Annotated in this window: 15 protein-coding genes and 1 riboswitch; of the genes, 9 read left to right on the forward strand and 6 right to left on the reverse strand. The window is 46.3% G+C overall.

Annotation, left to right across the window (positions count from 1 at the left end; all coding sequences use genetic code 11):
• The first annotated feature begins 127 nt into the window (after window positions 1-127).
• Window positions 128-2,509: a polyprenyl synthetase family protein gene (locus tag ACE3MQ_RS19250; protein WP_379395635.1), complete on the forward strand. Its 2,382-nt coding sequence runs from the start codon at window positions 128-130 to the stop codon at window positions 2,507-2,509.
• Here the strand turns inward: ACE3MQ_RS19250 and mutT are convergent.
• Both mutT and ACE3MQ_RS19260 read right to left on the reverse strand, forming a co-directional pair.
• Entirely contained in the window at window positions 2,493-2,876 is a 384-nt protein-coding gene (gene mutT / locus ACE3MQ_RS19255; protein ID WP_379395637.1) for an 8-oxo-dGTP diphosphatase MutT, read from the reverse strand. The two genes, ACE3MQ_RS19250 and mutT, sit on opposite strands and share 17 nt — an antisense overlap.
• A gap of 173 nt (window positions 2,877-3,049) precedes the next feature.
• Window positions 3,050-4,024, reverse strand: coding sequence for an EamA family transporter (locus ACE3MQ_RS19260; RefSeq protein ID WP_379395920.1), 975 nt, complete (start codon window positions 4,022-4,024; stop codon window positions 3,050-3,052).
• A gap of 83 nt (window positions 4,025-4,107) precedes the next feature.
• A riboswitch (purine riboswitch) is annotated at window positions 4,108-4,220 on the reverse strand.
• 259 nt (window positions 4,221-4,479) lie between these two features.
• Between ACE3MQ_RS19260 and ACE3MQ_RS19265 the strand changes: the two genes are divergently transcribed.
• From ACE3MQ_RS19265 to ACE3MQ_RS19280, 4 genes are all read left to right on the forward strand, one after another.
• Entirely contained in the window at window positions 4,480-5,076 is a 597-nt protein-coding gene (locus ACE3MQ_RS19265) for a sigma-70 family RNA polymerase sigma factor (RefSeq protein WP_379395639.1), read from the forward strand.
• Between the two features lie 5 nt (window positions 5,077-5,081).
• Window positions 5,082-5,273, forward strand: coding sequence for a YvrJ family protein (locus ACE3MQ_RS19270; RefSeq protein ID WP_379395641.1), 192 nt, complete (start codon window positions 5,082-5,084; stop codon window positions 5,271-5,273).
• Window positions 5,254-5,505 carry a helix-turn-helix domain-containing protein gene (locus tag ACE3MQ_RS19275; RefSeq protein ID WP_379395643.1) on the forward strand — a complete coding sequence of 84 codons (252 nt, stop codon included), beginning with the start codon at window positions 5,254-5,256 and terminating at the stop codon, window positions 5,503-5,505. Before ACE3MQ_RS19270 ends, ACE3MQ_RS19275 begins: the two co-directional genes overlap by 20 nt.
• A 278-nt stretch (window positions 5,506-5,783) precedes the next feature.
• On the forward strand, window positions 5,784-6,572 hold the full coding sequence (locus ACE3MQ_RS19280) for a phosphodiester glycosidase family protein (RefSeq protein ID WP_379395645.1): 789 nt from the start codon (window positions 5,784-5,786) through the stop codon (window positions 6,570-6,572).
• A 57-nt stretch (window positions 6,573-6,629) separates the two neighbouring features.
• Here the strand turns inward: ACE3MQ_RS19280 and ACE3MQ_RS19285 are convergent, their stop codons facing one another.
• The 3 genes from ACE3MQ_RS19285 to pyk all read right to left on the reverse strand — a co-directional run bounded on the left by ACE3MQ_RS19285 (window position 6,630) and on the right by pyk (window position 11,204).
• Window positions 6,630-7,109 carry a hypothetical protein gene (locus ACE3MQ_RS19285; protein ID WP_379395647.1) on the reverse strand — a complete coding sequence of 160 codons (480 nt, stop codon included), beginning with the start codon at window positions 7,107-7,109 and terminating at the stop codon, window positions 6,630-6,632.
• A gap of 277 nt (window positions 7,110-7,386) precedes the next feature.
• Window positions 7,387-9,558, reverse strand: coding sequence for a glycoside hydrolase family 88/105 protein (locus tag ACE3MQ_RS19290; protein WP_379395649.1), 2,172 nt, complete (start codon window positions 9,556-9,558; stop codon window positions 7,387-7,389).
• Between the two features lie 224 nt (window positions 9,559-9,782).
• On the reverse strand, window positions 9,783-11,204 hold the full coding sequence (gene pyk / locus ACE3MQ_RS19295) for a pyruvate kinase (protein ID WP_379395651.1): 1,422 nt from the start codon (window positions 11,202-11,204) through the stop codon (window positions 9,783-9,785).
• A 383-nt stretch (window positions 11,205-11,587) separates the two neighbouring features.
• Between pyk and ACE3MQ_RS19300 the strand changes: the two genes are divergently transcribed.
• The 4 genes from ACE3MQ_RS19300 to ACE3MQ_RS19315 all read left to right on the forward strand — a co-directional run bounded on the left by ACE3MQ_RS19300 (window position 11,588) and on the right by ACE3MQ_RS19315 (window position 14,246).
• Window positions 11,588-11,851 carry an AbrB/MazE/SpoVT family DNA-binding domain-containing protein gene (locus ACE3MQ_RS19300; RefSeq protein WP_379395653.1) on the forward strand — a complete coding sequence of 88 codons (264 nt, stop codon included), beginning with the start codon at window positions 11,588-11,590 and terminating at the stop codon, window positions 11,849-11,851.
• Complete coding sequence (locus tag ACE3MQ_RS19305) at window positions 11,848-12,246, forward strand: type II toxin-antitoxin system death-on-curing family toxin (RefSeq protein WP_379395655.1); 399 nt, start codon at window positions 11,848-11,850, stop codon at window positions 12,244-12,246. The genes ACE3MQ_RS19300 and ACE3MQ_RS19305 overlap by 4 nt, the downstream gene beginning before the upstream one ends.
• A gap of 172 nt (window positions 12,247-12,418) precedes the next feature.
• The gene (locus ACE3MQ_RS19310) at window positions 12,419-12,970 is read left to right on the forward strand and encodes a sigma-70 family RNA polymerase sigma factor (protein WP_379395657.1); all 552 of its coding nucleotides are present in this window, start codon (window positions 12,419-12,421) and stop codon (window positions 12,968-12,970) included.
• The gene (locus ACE3MQ_RS19315; protein ID WP_379395659.1) at window positions 12,957-14,246 is read left to right on the forward strand and encodes a DUF4179 domain-containing protein; all 1,290 of its coding nucleotides are present in this window, start codon (window positions 12,957-12,959) and stop codon (window positions 14,244-14,246) included. The genes ACE3MQ_RS19310 and ACE3MQ_RS19315 overlap by 14 nt, the downstream gene beginning before the upstream one ends.
• A 120-nt stretch (window positions 14,247-14,366) precedes the next feature.
• On the opposite strand, the gene ACE3MQ_RS19320 is transcribed toward ACE3MQ_RS19315, so the two are convergent.
• Entirely contained in the window at window positions 14,367-15,395 is a 1,029-nt protein-coding gene (locus tag ACE3MQ_RS19320; protein WP_379395661.1) for a Gfo/Idh/MocA family protein, read from the reverse strand.
• Between the last annotated feature and the right edge of the window lie 44 nt (window positions 15,396-15,439).

Raw genomic sequence — 15,439 nt, forward strand, 5'->3', positions numbered from 1 at the left:
TATTTAGCAAACAACATTTTGGCAATATATTACTCCGCATCACGATTTGTAACCAATAAATTTCTTTCACGTATAAAGATGTAATCATAATCTGTTAATCAACCATAGAAATTGAGGGGATCCAACGATGATTGAGGAAATTACGGTTCAAGCCAATATATGGTACCAGAAGGCGGAGCAAAAGGCAGCTCAGTATTTGGCATCCCTCCAACAGCGGCTTATCGAGCAAACTGCTCTGCAAACCCTGACAACAGATATTCAATTGTGGAAAAAGAACCATATTCATCACTTCTGGCATGCTCTGCTCCCACGTGGCAACAAGACTGCCGACACCTTGGGCTATCACAAATATATCGGATGGCTGAATCATACTGGCAAATTGGACGATTATCTGGATCGAAGCATTTCCTATATTTACATGCGCGATCTGGGCAAAGCTCTGGACTCTCCCGATACCCGAGCCCGCATTGAACGAACAACGGCGGATGTTAAAAAATACTTGCTTCGTTCCACCGGAGCAAATCAAGGAGACCAGCCTGACTTTATGAATTTGGCCGGGCTGTATCGGTGGGCTCAGAAGGAAAATATCGAAAGCGCCATAATCTGGCTGATCAACAAGCTGAACAATGTATCCTCCCACATTCCCGAGGGAATGGACGCAGAGCATGCCCAGAGAAAGTTGATGAAGATCATCCTCGGAGTAGTTCTTCATGTTATGGAAGAGATGAACGACAGCCTAAGGCCTGACGAGCGCTCCAGGCGACTGGATAAAGCGATCCGGCTCGGCTACTCCTATGGCTTGACCTATCCTTTTATAGACGATCTTCTGGATTCCGAAATTTTGAATCCCCAAGAGAAGGAACAATATTCCCATATGATAAGAACCGCGCTGCTTACCGGCTCTGTTCCAGAATCAGGAGAGTGGAGCGGAGAACACAGCAATTTCATCCATTACGTGTATTCGGAGCTTCGGGATGCTTTTGAGTATATCAGGAGCTGCCAGCCGCCAGAAGCAATAAATACTTTTTTTGAGCAATCCTATGTGTTTTTTCATGCTCAGGATCTGGATCGCGTCAAGGAGCTCTCGCATTCGGCATACACCAACGAGGAGATCTACCTGCCTGTTATTTTGAAATCCTCATCTTCCCGATTGATTGTCCGTTCTGTCATCAGTGCACCCGAGGATGAAGGCTTTGAGCAGCGAACGTTCTATTATGGGATCTACAATCAGCTCGCGGATGATTTTGCGGATATGTTCGACGATATGAAGGCCGGAGCGGTAACACCTTATACGTATTATTTAAAATACCGTGAGCAGCGTCCGGATCTGATCAATCCCTATGAATTATACTGGACGGTCATTTCCTACCTGATCCATCACGTGTATCGTTCCGATGCCAAGACCCGCGAGGTCATCCTGGATCGTGCCATTAACGGATTAAAACGCTGCAAAAAACGCCTTGGGGAAGAAAAGTACAACGAGGTCATGGACATTTTTGCCTCCGGAAATCCGGAATTCAATCGGCTCATCCAACGTATCGTTCAAAAAGCAGATGATGTGGATTTCCTTGACAAGCTGCTTCGGGATCAGGTGGTCACCGTTCTAAGAAACAGCCGCAAAGAGAAAGAGAGCTTTATCGATACGATCCATTCTGTCCGTCAGCAGATCAATCAACAATTGCAAATTTCTAAATCCGACGGGATTTCACCCGTCACAGAGTCGCTGATTGATGCTGCAAATTACAGTCTTCAAGGCGATGGCAAACGCCTTCGGCCCATTTTAACCTGGGTCATGGGTGTACACGAATATAAGCTGCAGGCTTCGGCGATCATGCCGCTGCTGAAATCATTGGAATATATGCATACGGCTTCCCTGATTTTCGATGATCTGCCTTCACAGGATAATGCGTCTACCCGCCGGGGGCGACCGACGCTGCATCAGGTTCATGATAGTGCCACCGCGGAATTGACGGGTCTCTATTTGATTCAGAAAGCCGTTGAAGAGCAATCGTCCCTGAGCGGATTCAACGCCGAAGCCGTCCTGGCCTTGATGCGCTATTCCTCCCAAAAAGCAGGCGAAATCTGCCTGGGGCAGGCGATGGATTTGGAGTCCAGAGGGAAGGCATTAACGCTTGAGCAGCTGAATACGATATGTTTTTACAAAACGGGGATCGCCTTTGAAGCTTGTCTCGTCATGCCTGCCATACTCGCTCAGGTCAAGGAGACGGAAATTGCGTCTTTAAAGAAATATGCCTATCATGCAGGCATCGCCTTTCAAATTAAGGACGATTTGCTGGATTGGGAAGGCGAAATAAGCTTATTAGGCAAACCCGTCCGTCAGGATGTTGAAAACAATAATTCGACTTTTGTAACTCTGCTCGGTCATGAAGGGGCCCGAAGAGCGATGTGGGAGCACTACTGCCAGGCCATGGAAACCTTGAATGAAATGCCGCGAAACAACGTTTTTCTTAAGCACTTATTGAATTATATGATTAGCAGGGATAAATGAGGCGTACAAACACCTTATCTGCCTCGGCAAATGCAAATGAGTCCAGCTCACTCTTCCCTACCCAGCGGTATTCATCATGATCGACTAAGGTTATTGTCCCAGCCGTGTATCTTGCCTTCCAGGCAAACAGCCGGATATGCAGATTTCCGTACCAATAGTCATTCGCGCCAACAAATTCGTACGGCTCAATCTCAATATTCATTTCCTCTTTAAGCTCTCGACGAAGGCACTCCTCACCAGTTTCGCCTTCTTCGATCTTTCCGCCTGGAAATTCCCACAGCCCTGCTTGAGATTTTCCTTTTTTCCTCCGTGCAATCAGCAGATGCCCTCGTTCATTCTCGATTATTGCTGCCGCCACCTGGATCATGCTGCTCTCACCTCACATGAATTCTGGGACAAGTGTAAGTACTATTCATAGTGTCACTTTTCCTGGCTTTCAATGCAAATAAAAATACGGGCCACCTCAACAGCAAAAAGCACACCCTCCTCCAATCGAACCAGCCGATCTAAAGAAGGTGTGCCAACATGTGCAAGAAAACGCTAAGTCAGACGCCTCGCCGTTCTTGCTCTCATTTTATAAAGCTCCGGCAGCATGACTCCGAACAGAACGATGATAACGCCGCCCCATTGCAGCATCGTTACGTGCTCGCGAAGAACGAATGAGGAGAGCAGAACGGCAACCGGCAGTTCCGCAGCTCCAAGGATTCCCGCCATCCCCTCGCCAATATGAGGGACGCCGACCGCAAACAGCACCGGTGGGATAAAGGCTCCGAACAGGCCGAGCAGGAAGCCGAATAGCAGCAGCTGGCTCCACAACAAGCCATTAAACAAGAAGTACGGCGGAAACAATATGAACACCAGCACCAGCCCGCCTGTAATCATCCAGGCACTTCGATATGCCGGGTGAACCGACGGTATCGCTTTACCGCTGAATAGAATAAACAGAGTGTAGCTAACAGCCGATAGCAGTCCCAGTGCAATGCCGATCATTGGAAAATTAGCAGCCTTCTGCTCCATAAGGCCAGCGGCAAACAGCGTACCTCCGAGCAGCAGTACCAATGTCAACAGCATGATCCCGTTCGGACGCTGCCGTTTGCTGACCGCTTGAACCAGGACGCTGATCCACGTAAATTGAAAAAGCAGCACGATCGCCAGCGAAGCCGGAATATAACGCAGCGAATGATAGTAGAGCAGCCCCGTGATCGCCGTCGGCGTCCCGGCCAGCATCAGCAGCAACCGATGCTTCCAAGTCAGCTTGGACGAACGGTTCGCTGAAGCCCCCGACTTTGCCGAACCTGCTGCTGGGTCTTCCGCCGTCCCTGATTGCCTGCCCTTGTTGCGCCGCTCTTTCCATGCGGTATACATCGCCAGCAGCCATGCCAATATGCATCCCGTCAACAGCTGCGTCCCGACTACTTCGCCAAGCTGATATCCTTGGCTATAAGCGAGTACAACGATGGTCGACAACACGCCATAGCTGCTTGCTCCAATTAATACGGACAGTAGGTATTTCATTTTCATTCCTTGCAAATCCTCCTCAATTCAAACCGAAATAATCCCAGAAACGCAAAAAATCCTAGCTACGAAATAAGAATTTATAAAATCATTCTCATTCTCGTAGCTAGGAAGTTACGGCTTCCAGTAGAAACCCTCGCACCGTTCTATTATGCTAATTCAGCGAGGTTATACGAAAATCTATGTGATTGTCACACTCGTTCTTGGCAGCTGCAGCAAACCACAACGAAATAGCCAAGACACATCTTACACGACAACCACGACGCTGTCAATCCTTCGGGCTAGATCTCATACTCTCTCAATTATAGAATAGGAACTATTTATCTACAAAAATGGTATAATATGCACAAGAACGCAAGTTCCTATTTTGGAAAATATTTCAACCAGGTTGATTTCAGGACTGGAAAATACACTTTAATTGTAAATGGGATTTAATTAAAGGGGGGCGGAGGTTGATGTCAGAAAAACAGATACGTAATTTTGAAGAACTTAGTAGTAAATATAAGTCAATTTTTTCTAATCGAATAGTGCGAGACTTTTTTCAAAATACTGAAAACATCGATTTATTGTTAAGGGCACTAGATGGTCACGAAGATAGTAAGCGAATACTTGAGGATAATTTTCGAAGACATTTTTTCCGCATACGCTTTGTGAAGTATCTTAGTTCTACAATAAATTATAGTTCAATTGATTATATGCGTATCACTCAAAAAAGGACTTATCGCAATCCGCTTATTTTTGACAGTCCAGTTTCTTACGATGGAAACTTATCTACAATCGGCGATTTGTTAATGAATCAAAGAGAATTATTAATTGCTGAAAAGGTCTATTCAGATCCGATAAAATTTCAAGATTCTATTAAAAATGAGGATCTAGCTCTTGCTTTTAGTTTACTAACTCATAAACAAAAGTTAATAACTACTCTATATTATGCGATGTGTTATCAAGATAATGAAATCGCCAATTTACTTGGAGTATCCACACAAGCCGTTTGTAAAACCAGAAACATGGCTTTAAAAAATCTTAGATTGGCAATGAAGGAAGGGAGGTGATTCACTTGGACAATTCCCAATCCCTGACCTATTTATTAACTGCAATCAGTCAAGTTGGTTTTCCTATTGTTCTTACTGGCTATTTACTCATCCGTTTTGAAAAAAAACTCGAAATTCTAACAGAATCAATTTTAAAGCTAACGGAAGTAATTAATAAAAAGATGAGTGGGGATATTAATGAAAAAAGAGCTATTTGATCTAGTATATCATGCCCAAAATGGAGACCGCGAGGCTCTATACCAGATAATAGTAGCTTTTACGCCAGCTATAACAGGCGCTCGACAAAAAGTAAAATATGACAGGCAAGAAGATCTTGAACAAAGTATTATTGAAATCGTTATCAAAAAGATATTGTCCTATGATTTAGATCAAGTTCCAGACTTTTCAAAATTTTCTTCTCTCTTTACAAACTTAGAACGGGTGAACTAGTCCTATATGTTGAAAATAACTGACCCTGATGGAAAAGAAGCATTATTACTTTAATAGCTTCTTTTCTTTTTTCATTATTTACATAGAAAATTCTTGCCTGCAAATAAATTAAAAAAATAAAATGGGTTGTTTAAATGAATACAATCTTCACTTTAAATAATAAGACGCTGACGATAGAGAAATTTAGAGAATTGGGAAGATGTTCACTAAATTTCTTCACTTCCCTTTCTCAGTGTCAATTTAAAAAATTTTAAAACAATTATAGTGAGGTGTTTAAAATGTCAGAAGCGAAATATGTAAGTACTACGCATAACAGTAAGGCTGTACGTTATATTGAGGCCGATTTGGACGCAATAAAGGTGGAAAGTATCAGTGGAAAAAGCGTTGAAGAATCCGGTAAATACGGTATCAATGGTACTTTTTTTTCCGGTACCACCTTAACGGGTATAGCTGTTAATCGAATGGCTAACGGATTGAGTGCAAAGGTTGCTAATAATGGCGATACTACCACTGGGGTAACTTATGAAGGATCGGTTTATTCTTCACAGAGGGGAACAATGTACTATTTTGATCCTGCGGCAGGTATCCATTTCTTTGATACGAAACCCGTTAAAAGTTATCTGGATTATCCAAATTCCTCCACAAGTAATGTGGTATGGGCAATTGGAGGATATAGCTTGCATCCAACAAAAGCATATAGTTCATCGGATGACTACTATAATGATATTAATGGCAGTGGGGCAGTTGATAAAAAACCTACTGCTAATTCCGAAAATGCTTATCGATTCTCTCCAAAAAGCGCAACTGCAAGAACCGCAATTGGATATCGATATATTAATCAAAAAAGAAAAATTATCCTAGCAGTATTCGACAATCAAACAGCTTGGGCTGTAAGAGAATTTATGGCAGGTCTTGGTTGTACTTTTGCAATCATGTTGGATGGTGGAGGGTCATCTCAGATTCGTTATAAATCTGGGGGATCAAATGGATTTTGGTGTCCAAAACCAGATACCACAATGCGAAAAGTGCATAGCATGGTTACTGTAAATGCTACAACTTGGCTATAAAAAAAATACAAGCAGAGGGCCCTCCCTCTGCTTGTATTTTCTTATTCAAAGTGCAGCTTAATTTTGAACAGATAGAATTTTCCACTCGTTATTTTCTTTTACCATATTATAAAGCTTGGTAGTCGACGATACGGTTGCTTCAGGATCATCTACAGTAATTTGGGATTGATCGATAAAGACTTCTGCACTAAAATCTGATAGGAAATTAAATTTTGGAGAACCGAGGGATACAATAATACTCAGAACTTTTTTATTCTCTGTGTTTTCATATTTACCTGGATGCTCAAGCGACAATAAGCTTTTGTAACCATCTAAATTATTATCAAGAGAGTATTTCATTGCTGTGTTTAGAGTTCTAACAATCTCAGATTCATCACCTGAGTATTTTGAAGCATCTATAAAGTTAGGAAACACACCAGCCTTATTTAGAATTTCTTGAGAAAAAGAAGATAATTCTTGAGGCATTTGACTTTGACTCATAGTATCACACGCTGTAATAATAAATAAACAAAGTATGACACTGATAATTTTTGACATCATAATACCGCCTTTATTGTAGATTTATAAAACTGAAGCTTTCTGTTAAGGAATGTTGTACAACTAAAGTATACCATTTAATTCTTTTTATGTAATATTTTATTTCCGACAGTATGAAGCTTTGAATATCCATTGCAAAACTTAAGTAAGCCTCGCAACGTTCTATCATAAAATAAAGACATGACAAATAAAGGAGCTTCCATCTTTGGCATTACGATGTGAGCTTATAATACATCACCAATGAAGAAGCTCCTTTAGATTATTTTATTCCACCCGGTTATTCCACGCCCGTATCCATCCATTCCATCAGTCGCAGCAGCTCCACGCCGGCCAGCATAACAATGCCAATACCATGCGTATCGTTCAGCTGCGGAAGCAAATCATATTTATAATAATGGCTGGAATGGGAATATCCCGATCCCCGGCAAACGCCGTACAGATTCCCTTGGACATCGATACTATGGCGGGTCAAGCCTTCCCATGCACGAAATGTACTTTCCGTAAACGCAGACCGATCTGTTAACCAGCCGTTCCGGAGGCCGCGAGCATAAGCGTAAATGAACATCGCGGTACAGGATGTCTCCAGGTAGGCATCAGGTTCGTTGATGACCTGACGCCATAAGCCTTCTTCACTTTGGTGAACAAGGTACCCTGCGCTGAGCGTTCGGAACATTTCCAGCAGCGCCTCTCTGTCTGGATGCTGTTCTGGCAAGTACGTCAATAATTCGGATAAGGAGAACAGCACCCAACCGTTGCCTCGGCCCCAGGGCACTCCCGTTGCCAGTCCTTGCTCAAAGTCGTACACATGAGACATCAGCTTCTCTTCAGGGATGTAAAGATATTTGCGGAACAGCAGGAACTGACGGGCTGCATCATCGATATACCGAACTTCACCAGTTAACTGGTAATATCGGCATAGAAAAGGAACGCTCATATACAAGTCATCCGCCCACATCGTATGCTCACCCTGGGAGTGTTTTCGATAAAAAGCTCCATCAGGCAGCCTCTCCTGAACTTCCCTAATATAAGTCCCAATCTCGTGCGCAAGTGATTCCACATCTGTCATTTGCTTGTTATCCCGGTATATCTCAAGCATGGTGGATCCAAATGATCCGCAGTCGTCCAGACTGTCGATATCTGCAATCGACTGATTAATGCCTGTGGCCTTATACTGATCATAATCCCATTTCGTATAGGAATACCACTTCACGGCTTGAGCTACATGTTCCGCTGCATAAGCAACAAGATCCGGCCGCGACAGCATTCTTCCCGTCTCCGCCAATCCGTACAGCGTCACTCCTACAGGGTAGTTCCATTTCCCGAACAGCGGAGCCTCCAGGTAAGGACGAATCCATATTCCCGGCAAATCCCCACGCCAATACGTTCCTTCCCCGCCGTCAGCGTGAACCCGGGACAAATCCGCAAGTTCGCCTACCTCGGGAAGCCGCGCTTCATCAAATGAGCCTATATATAACCATGCTCCCGTATACCCTCGAACAGGAACCGGTGGCAAAAAGGGAACCCTCTCGTCTCCCGACCATACCGTTGCCGTAGTCCCCCAGGATGGCCCATACGTATCACGAATCATCAACTGATGCGACCCGAAGGATAATTCCACCTTGAACTCAAATTTTCCAGGTTGTTCGGAATGATACACCTCTTCCCCATCCAGGAACAGAGTGGTTGGACCAAGATGATTTCCTGTGATCCGATAAATCCGATCCTCCATCCGGCTAGCGTGAAATTTCGTCCATGCAAAGGCGGTTTGTCCATGAGCCGTACCGAACAATCGCTCCATCGGCGTCAAAAGCTGCTGCTCGTCTGTCCAGTCCGGTCGCGGACACCATTTCAGTACTCCGTCTCCGTCATATTCAGATTGCCCGGCTTGCGGCAGCTCTTTCACCGCTTCATCCAATGGCTCGCTAAACAGCCAGCCCTCTTGGCCGCTTCTCTCTTGAGAGGCTATAATGGCGTTGAAAATCACCCATTTGCTGCTCGTCGTTCCAAATCGCCCGCCAAATCCGGCCCGCGTCTTCGTAAATTTCAGCACGATATCATTCCAGCCTTCGCTTAACAAGGCACGGCATTCCCTGTTAACCTTAGGCCGTTCCTCCTGGGGCAGCGAGCGGTAAATGCTGCGGCCGTTCACGAATACTTCCAGCGGCCCCCATGCCGTGGCGAGCCAGGTCATCTCCGCCTCTGCCTTGTCGCTCCACACCATCCCCCATGCGTAGCAAATTTGCCCCACTTTCGCTTCAGGAAACCGCTCCGCCAAATCGAAGACATAACGAAAGTCATTGTCTCGCTGGATACCTTCCCGATTAAAAGCGCGATAACTGAACGGCGCTGCAGGTTGGTCAGCTACATACCGATTCGCAAGCGCTTTCAATACAGAATTGATATCTGTTCCTGTTCTCTCATAAATACTGTTCTCATGTTGTTTAAACATCGCACTCATTCTCCTAATTCAGCTAGGTTTTACTAAAATCGTAGCATAAGCTTACAGAGAGTGTGAATGCGAATAATGCGCAAATGTTTTCAATTTATTATGAATCCGATTAAAAATCCCCCAAGACGTACACTGGATTCTAAAACCAATGCCTCGCCTTGGAGGATTTGCAATTTGCCTGGAATAATTCCTTCATGCACCATCCAGGCTTAATGAAGAATTCATCAAGCCTGAACCTGCTGAATCTGAAGCAGGTTGGTCGTACCTGCCTGACCCAGCGGCAATCCGGCAGAGAGTACGATGGTGTCGCCCGGGTTCACATAACCTGTCTTCAGCGCCCGCTGAATGGCTGTTTCGACCATTTCATCCACAGTGGCTACATGCTCTCCCAGGAAGGGAAAGACGCCCGACAGCAGGCAAACCGCAGGCAATACATGCCGATCATAGGTAATCGCTAGAATCGGGGCCTTGGGACGATACTTCGATACCATCCGGGCCGTAAAGCCGCTCTCGGTCGAAGTAATGATCGCTTTGGCATCGAGCTCCAGCGATGCGCTTACAGCGCCTTGACTGATGACCTCCGTAATGTTGGTGGCATGCTGGGCTCTTTTCCGGTTAAATTGCTCCCGATAGTCGATTGTAATCTCTGCCTGCTGAGCCACCCTGGCCATCGTCTGCACAGACTGAACCGGATATTTCCCTGCCGCGGACTCTCCCGAAAGCATGACCACGTCCGCACCTTGAATCACCGCATTGTAGACGTCGCTGACCTCAGCGCGCGTTGGGCGCGGATTGACCTGCATCGACTCCAGCATATGCGTGGCAACGATAACCGGTTTGCCGGCCAAATTGCATTTGTCGATCATTTCCTTCTGCATCGCCGGGACGTTCTCCACGGGAACCTCTACGCCGAGATCGCCCCGCGCTACCATAATGCCGTCGGATGCCTCAATAATATCATCCAGCTCTGCGACGCCCTCTTCGTTCTCGATTTTGGAGATAATCTGCACGTGCCCGGCGCCGCGCTCCTCCAGGATTCTCCGCACTTCACGGATATCATCGCCCTTGCGGACGAAAGACACCGCGATCATCTCGATCTGCTGTTCCAGACCGAAGCCGATATGGCGAATATCCCTTTCCGTCACCCCCGGCAGAGTCGTATGAATTCCCGGCAAATTTACGCCCTTCCGCGGTTTAAGCAGGCCCCCGCTCTTGATAAGACAACGAATTTCATTTCCTTCAACGTTGATCACGCTCAGCTCGATCAGGCCGTCGTCAATCAGAATGCGGTCATTCTTCCGCACGACTGAGGGCATTTCCGCATAATTGACCGAAATCCGGCGCGAATCGCCTTCCATTTCCTCGGTCGTCAGGATCAGCTCCTCGCCAGCCGTCAATGTGCAGGACGCTTCCTTCAGCTTCCCGATGCGCACCTCTGGCCCCTTAATATCCATCATAACCGGGATATACGCATTCAACGCCTTCGCTGCCTCGCGAAGGCGCTGGATCCTGCCCGCATGCTCCTCCGGATCCCCATGCGCCATATTCAAGCGGGCCACGGTCATGCCAGCCTGAATCATTTCCTTCAAAGTCTCTATCGTATCGCAAGCCGGCCCGAGCGTACAAATGATTTTTGTCCGCAGCATGAAATTCCTCCTTCTTCTGAAATTGCCATATTATATTCATTACCCTAAAAACCCCTGCTTTTGGTCGCTAACATGCCTAATTTCGCCTCTTCTTTGTTCGGAGTACCTCAGACAAGCCGCGCTGTGCTCTCCCTAAATTACAAATGAATTAGGCATAGTATTCCGCCGCGAGGGGTTTTCATGAATTATAATGAAGAAATATAGTAGGTTACTCCTCAAGCTTAATGATCCGGTTTGTCCTCTTTCCTGAAGAGACAGAAGATTTAACCCTGGATCAACTGATTATAAGCGATCATTTGCTCTAAAAGTATTTAATTTTGGTAATTATTAAAGTATAATTGTTATAACAATTGAATAGTATAATAAGGAGGGAAAAACACAATATGAGCAAGGTGAGTGACATGGAGCGGAAAGTAACCAAATTCGGAAACAGCCTCGGGATTACAATGACAGATGCTCTGAAACAAATCGGGCTTGAGCAGGGTGATACCGTACAAATCGACGTTAATCAAGATCATGGCGAAATCGTAATTAAGAAGGCCAATAAAGTCGCCTTACCGGAGGGAATCAGCAATGATTTCTTTGATCAACTGTCGGAGGTAATGAGTGAGTACGACCAAACCTTAAAAGGGTTAAAAGATAGATGAATCCACGCTACTTAACCGTTCAAGAGGTTATAGCCATTAACATGGCCATGATCCAAAAGTATAGTCCAGGAGAGAAAATTGGCGTCAAAACCTCCAATTTGCTCGAGTCAGCTGTCCTTCGGCCTATGTCCTCAGCATTTGGCGAAGACGCTTATCCTTCGATTTGGGACAAAGCGGCGGCGTTATTTGAATCTCTTGGTCAAAATCATCCCTTCCATAACGCTAACAAGAGAACAGCTTTTACGGCGCTTCTTATCTTTCTCAGATATAATGGTTATCACTTCAAAATGGATCAAAAAGCCGCAGAAGATCTAACAGTAGATATGGTCAATCATAAATATTCCTTTGAACAAATCGCTGCTATCATTCAAGCCCATTCCATTAAAGTTGAATAAAGTAGAAAAAGCGACATGAAGGTCTCGAGTGATTGTCATCAAGCGCCTCGACTTCAAAATATCCGCAGCCCCATTGGGTTGTGGATTTTCTACATTTTCCACAATAATTTGTCCTAATCAGAATGAACTTTTCCCCGGGGTCATGACTCTTATAGGGGAGTGAGGTGAAGCAATGAATGCGGTTCGATACGTGAAAAAAGCAAAAAAGGGGAACAAAGAAGCGCTGCTCCAATTGATTATGGCCGAGAAAGACGACTATTACAGGCTTGCGCTCACCTACATGGGAAATTCGCATGATGCGATGGACGCCATGGAGGAGATGATCGTCAGATTATACGAGAACATCGGCCAGCTCAAGAAAGCGGAATCCTTCTATAGCTGGAGCAGAACCATTCTGGTGAATAGCTGCAAAGCGTTGCTTCGCAAGCGGCAAAAGCTGGTGCTGCTGGACGATGTCGGGTCGGACGGCGAATCGGCGATGGATCATGCCCCGCCCAGCGATCCCTATCGGCGCAGCGATCAGCAAATGGATATAAGGCAGATGCTGCTCCGTTTAAACGAGCAACAGCAGGAAGCCATCCAATTGAAATATTGGCATGATCTCGATTACCAGACGATCGCGGATATTACGAACGTGCCCGTGGGAACCGTGAAATCCCGGATTTTCCAAGGATTAAAGAAGCTGAGAGAGCTCTATGGGGGTGAGGCTGATGAATCACGTTGAAGAAAGATTAACGGAAGAAAAAAAGCGTATAGACTCCATAACCGCACCGGAGGAGTTGGAAGCGAAATTAAGAAGCGCTCTGCTTGTGGCTCGTCCGACAAGAAGACAACGGATTGCCCCGGTCTGGAAGGCTGCGGCAGTCGCTTTATTTTTGATCGTGATCTTTGGATATCATTACAATGCTTTTGCTTATTACGGCAAAAAGCTGCTTGGATTCGATGAGCTGATCAGCGGCACGCTGCAGGAGCTTAATGAGCAAGGCATGGGACAGGTCGTAGACAAGAAGACGACCCTAAGTGACGGGACGGAGCTCACCATTAACGGAATCATGGCCGATGCGAACCAATTGATTATGTATTACACCTTAACGAATCCCAAGGGGATCAAGGATGACGGCGGTCATATTTTCTGGCCAACAAAAATTACCGGTTTCTTGACGAACTCCAATCCGGAAAGCGGTACATCGCTCCAAAATGAGGAGCATACAGAGGTAAAGGGAACGATGTCCTTCGAGCCCGTAAGTCCTTTCTCCAAAAAGCTGACTCTAAATTATTTTGATAAGAACCTGAACGAACAACTTATTGAGCATAGCATCTCCTTTCCCTATGATCCGAACCAAGCGATGCAAACCGAAGTGAAGCAGTCGATTCGTAAAACGGTAAAAGTCGACAAAGGCACGGTGAACTTCCAGTCAATCACCGCCACACCAACGATGACCATGATTAAGGGAAAGCTAAACGTTGATAACTTTGATCGGCTTCCTTCAGCATTAGACGGAATAGAATTAATCGCGAACGGAATGCCTGTAGAAATGTTAGGGGGCGGCCATGAATCATCCCCGACAGGCAGAAAATTTGACATCCGTTACGATGTCTTGCCCAAGCCCTTGAAGTCTCTGGAGCTTGTCATGAAAGAGTTTGTAGGCTATCAGAAGCTGGAGCAGCGAATCGCCCTCTCTTCGGCTGGCAAAGAGCCCTTCTCTCTGGAAGGCAAGGAACTGTGGGTGAAGAACGTTTCTGTCACCTCTGAAGGCGTGGAGATTACGATTGCTACCGAGGATGACATCCTGCTCGACGGCGTCTCGATCGAAACGCCAAGCGGGACGATTACTTTAAAAACGACCATCAGGCAAACGGAAACCAAGCTGGACGACGGAACCATCCTGAAGGAGCGTACCTTGTTATTCGATTCGCAAGCAAAGCCGGAATACATGCACATCAAAGGAATGCATTATATGAAGGTATATAATGAAACTATTGAGATCCCCGTGGATTAACCGCCGCTTTTGGCGGTTTTTTTCTTTGGTGCAGAACAACAGGACAATTCCAACTTTTTCTCAAAATAAAGAGGAGAGGGTATAGCTGCCCCCTCCTCTTATCAAACTGAATAACTTTCCTTATCCCAGCATGACCTTCTGCCCGCTCTTCGCACTCTCGATCGCGCCAAGCACCATGGCCATGCTGTGGATGTTATCGCGGCTATCGGTCTCTGCCGGACGGCCTTCCCTCAGGGCCAGGAACATTTCGTCCAGGCATCCCTCATGCCCTGGCTTGCCGTTCCAATCCATTGGCGCCTCTATACGCGCCACATCTCGAATGAACTTCTTCTCCGCCGAATCATCAGCCAACAGAACCTCCGCATAAGGCGTATGTACGCCGTCCCAAATCGCCGTTCCCTTCTCGCCGATGATCCGCCAATCGGCTTCCCAGGACGTCGGGGCGCCTTCCGCACACCAGGAGCCGCGGTAGCAGAATACGGAGCCGTCCGACATTTCATAAATGCAGACGGCGGAGGCATTCCCCTTGTACCATGACCCTTTAGGGTTAAATTCATGGCAGTATACCGACACCGGATCTGCCCCAATAATAAACCGGGCCTGATCGAAGGTATGGATCGCCATATCCAGAATCAGCGGGCTCTCCATCACATCGCGGAAACCGCCGAAATGAGGCCCAAGGAAGAAATCCGCATTGATCATACCGGGGCTGCCGATCATACCAGATGAAATCAGCTCCCGCAGGGCACGGATATTGGCATCATAGCGGCGATTCTGCATAACTGACAACGACCTGCTCGTGGCATCCGCCGTCTCGATAATCTTTCTGGCTTGATCCATCGTGGCCGCCATCGGCTTCTCGCCAAAGACATGGCAGCCGTGCTTCATCGCATTCGTACTGATTTCAAAATGGCTATCCGGGATCGTCGCGTCAATGACCAAATCCGCACCCGTATCGACGATTGCCCGTCCCAGTTCGGTATTTACGCCGCATTCCAGCCCGTAGGCGTCGCGGATCTTCTCAGCCTGGCCGATATGCACATCGACAAGCCCGACGATAACGGCATCGTCGCGCTTCAGCAATGCCTTGATCCACACATTCGCCATCCCGCCGCAGCCGGCAACCACAATGCGATACTGCTTATTCATTTTCTCCACCACCTGTTTTCCATCGCTTACAGCCCTATTAAATT

Source organism: Paenibacillus lentus, from assembly GCF_042714055.1.
In the GTDB taxonomy this organism is placed as follows: domain Bacteria; phylum Bacillota; class Bacilli; order Paenibacillales; family Paenibacillaceae; genus Fontibacillus; species Fontibacillus lentus_A.

What these genes read in the sequence shown, in the direction of transcription:
- ACE3MQ_RS19250 (WP_379395635.1), top strand. Translation starts at nt 128, where the DNA reads ATGATTGAGGAAATTACGGTTCAAGCCAATATATGGTACCAGAAGGCG.
- mutT (WP_379395637.1), bottom strand. Translation starts at nt 2,876, where the DNA reads ATGATCCAGGTGGCGGCAGCAATAATCGAGAATGAACGAGGGCATCTG.
- ACE3MQ_RS19260 (WP_379395920.1), bottom strand. Translation starts at nt 4,024, where the DNA reads ATGAAATACCTACTGTCCGTATTAATTGGAGCAAGCAGCTATGGCGTG.
- ACE3MQ_RS19265 (WP_379395639.1), top strand. Translation starts at nt 4,480, where the DNA reads ATGTCAGAAAAACAGATACGTAATTTTGAAGAACTTAGTAGTAAATAT.
- ACE3MQ_RS19275 (WP_379395643.1), top strand. Translation starts at nt 5,254, where the DNA reads ATGAAAAAAGAGCTATTTGATCTAGTATATCATGCCCAAAATGGAGAC.
- ACE3MQ_RS19280 (WP_379395645.1), top strand. Translation starts at nt 5,784, where the DNA reads ATGTCAGAAGCGAAATATGTAAGTACTACGCATAACAGTAAGGCTGTA.
- ACE3MQ_RS19285 (WP_379395647.1), bottom strand. Translation starts at nt 7,109, where the DNA reads ATGTCAAAAATTATCAGTGTCATACTTTGTTTATTTATTATTACAGCG.
- ACE3MQ_RS19290 (WP_379395649.1), bottom strand. Translation starts at nt 9,558, where the DNA reads ATGTTTAAACAACATGAGAACAGTATTTATGAGAGAACAGGAACAGAT.
- pyk (WP_379395651.1), bottom strand. Translation starts at nt 11,204, where the DNA reads ATGCTGCGGACAAAAATCATTTGTACGCTCGGGCCGGCTTGCGATACG.
- ACE3MQ_RS19300 (WP_379395653.1), top strand. Translation starts at nt 11,588, where the DNA reads ATGAGCAAGGTGAGTGACATGGAGCGGAAAGTAACCAAATTCGGAAAC.
- ACE3MQ_RS19305 (WP_379395655.1), top strand. Translation starts at nt 11,848, where the DNA reads ATGAATCCACGCTACTTAACCGTTCAAGAGGTTATAGCCATTAACATG.
- ACE3MQ_RS19310 (WP_379395657.1), top strand. Translation starts at nt 12,419, where the DNA reads ATGAATGCGGTTCGATACGTGAAAAAAGCAAAAAAGGGGAACAAAGAA.
- ACE3MQ_RS19315 (WP_379395659.1), top strand. Translation starts at nt 12,957, where the DNA reads ATGAATCACGTTGAAGAAAGATTAACGGAAGAAAAAAAGCGTATAGAC.
- ACE3MQ_RS19320 (WP_379395661.1), bottom strand. Translation starts at nt 15,395, where the DNA reads ATGAATAAGCAGTATCGCATTGTGGTTGCCGGCTGCGGCGGGATGGCG.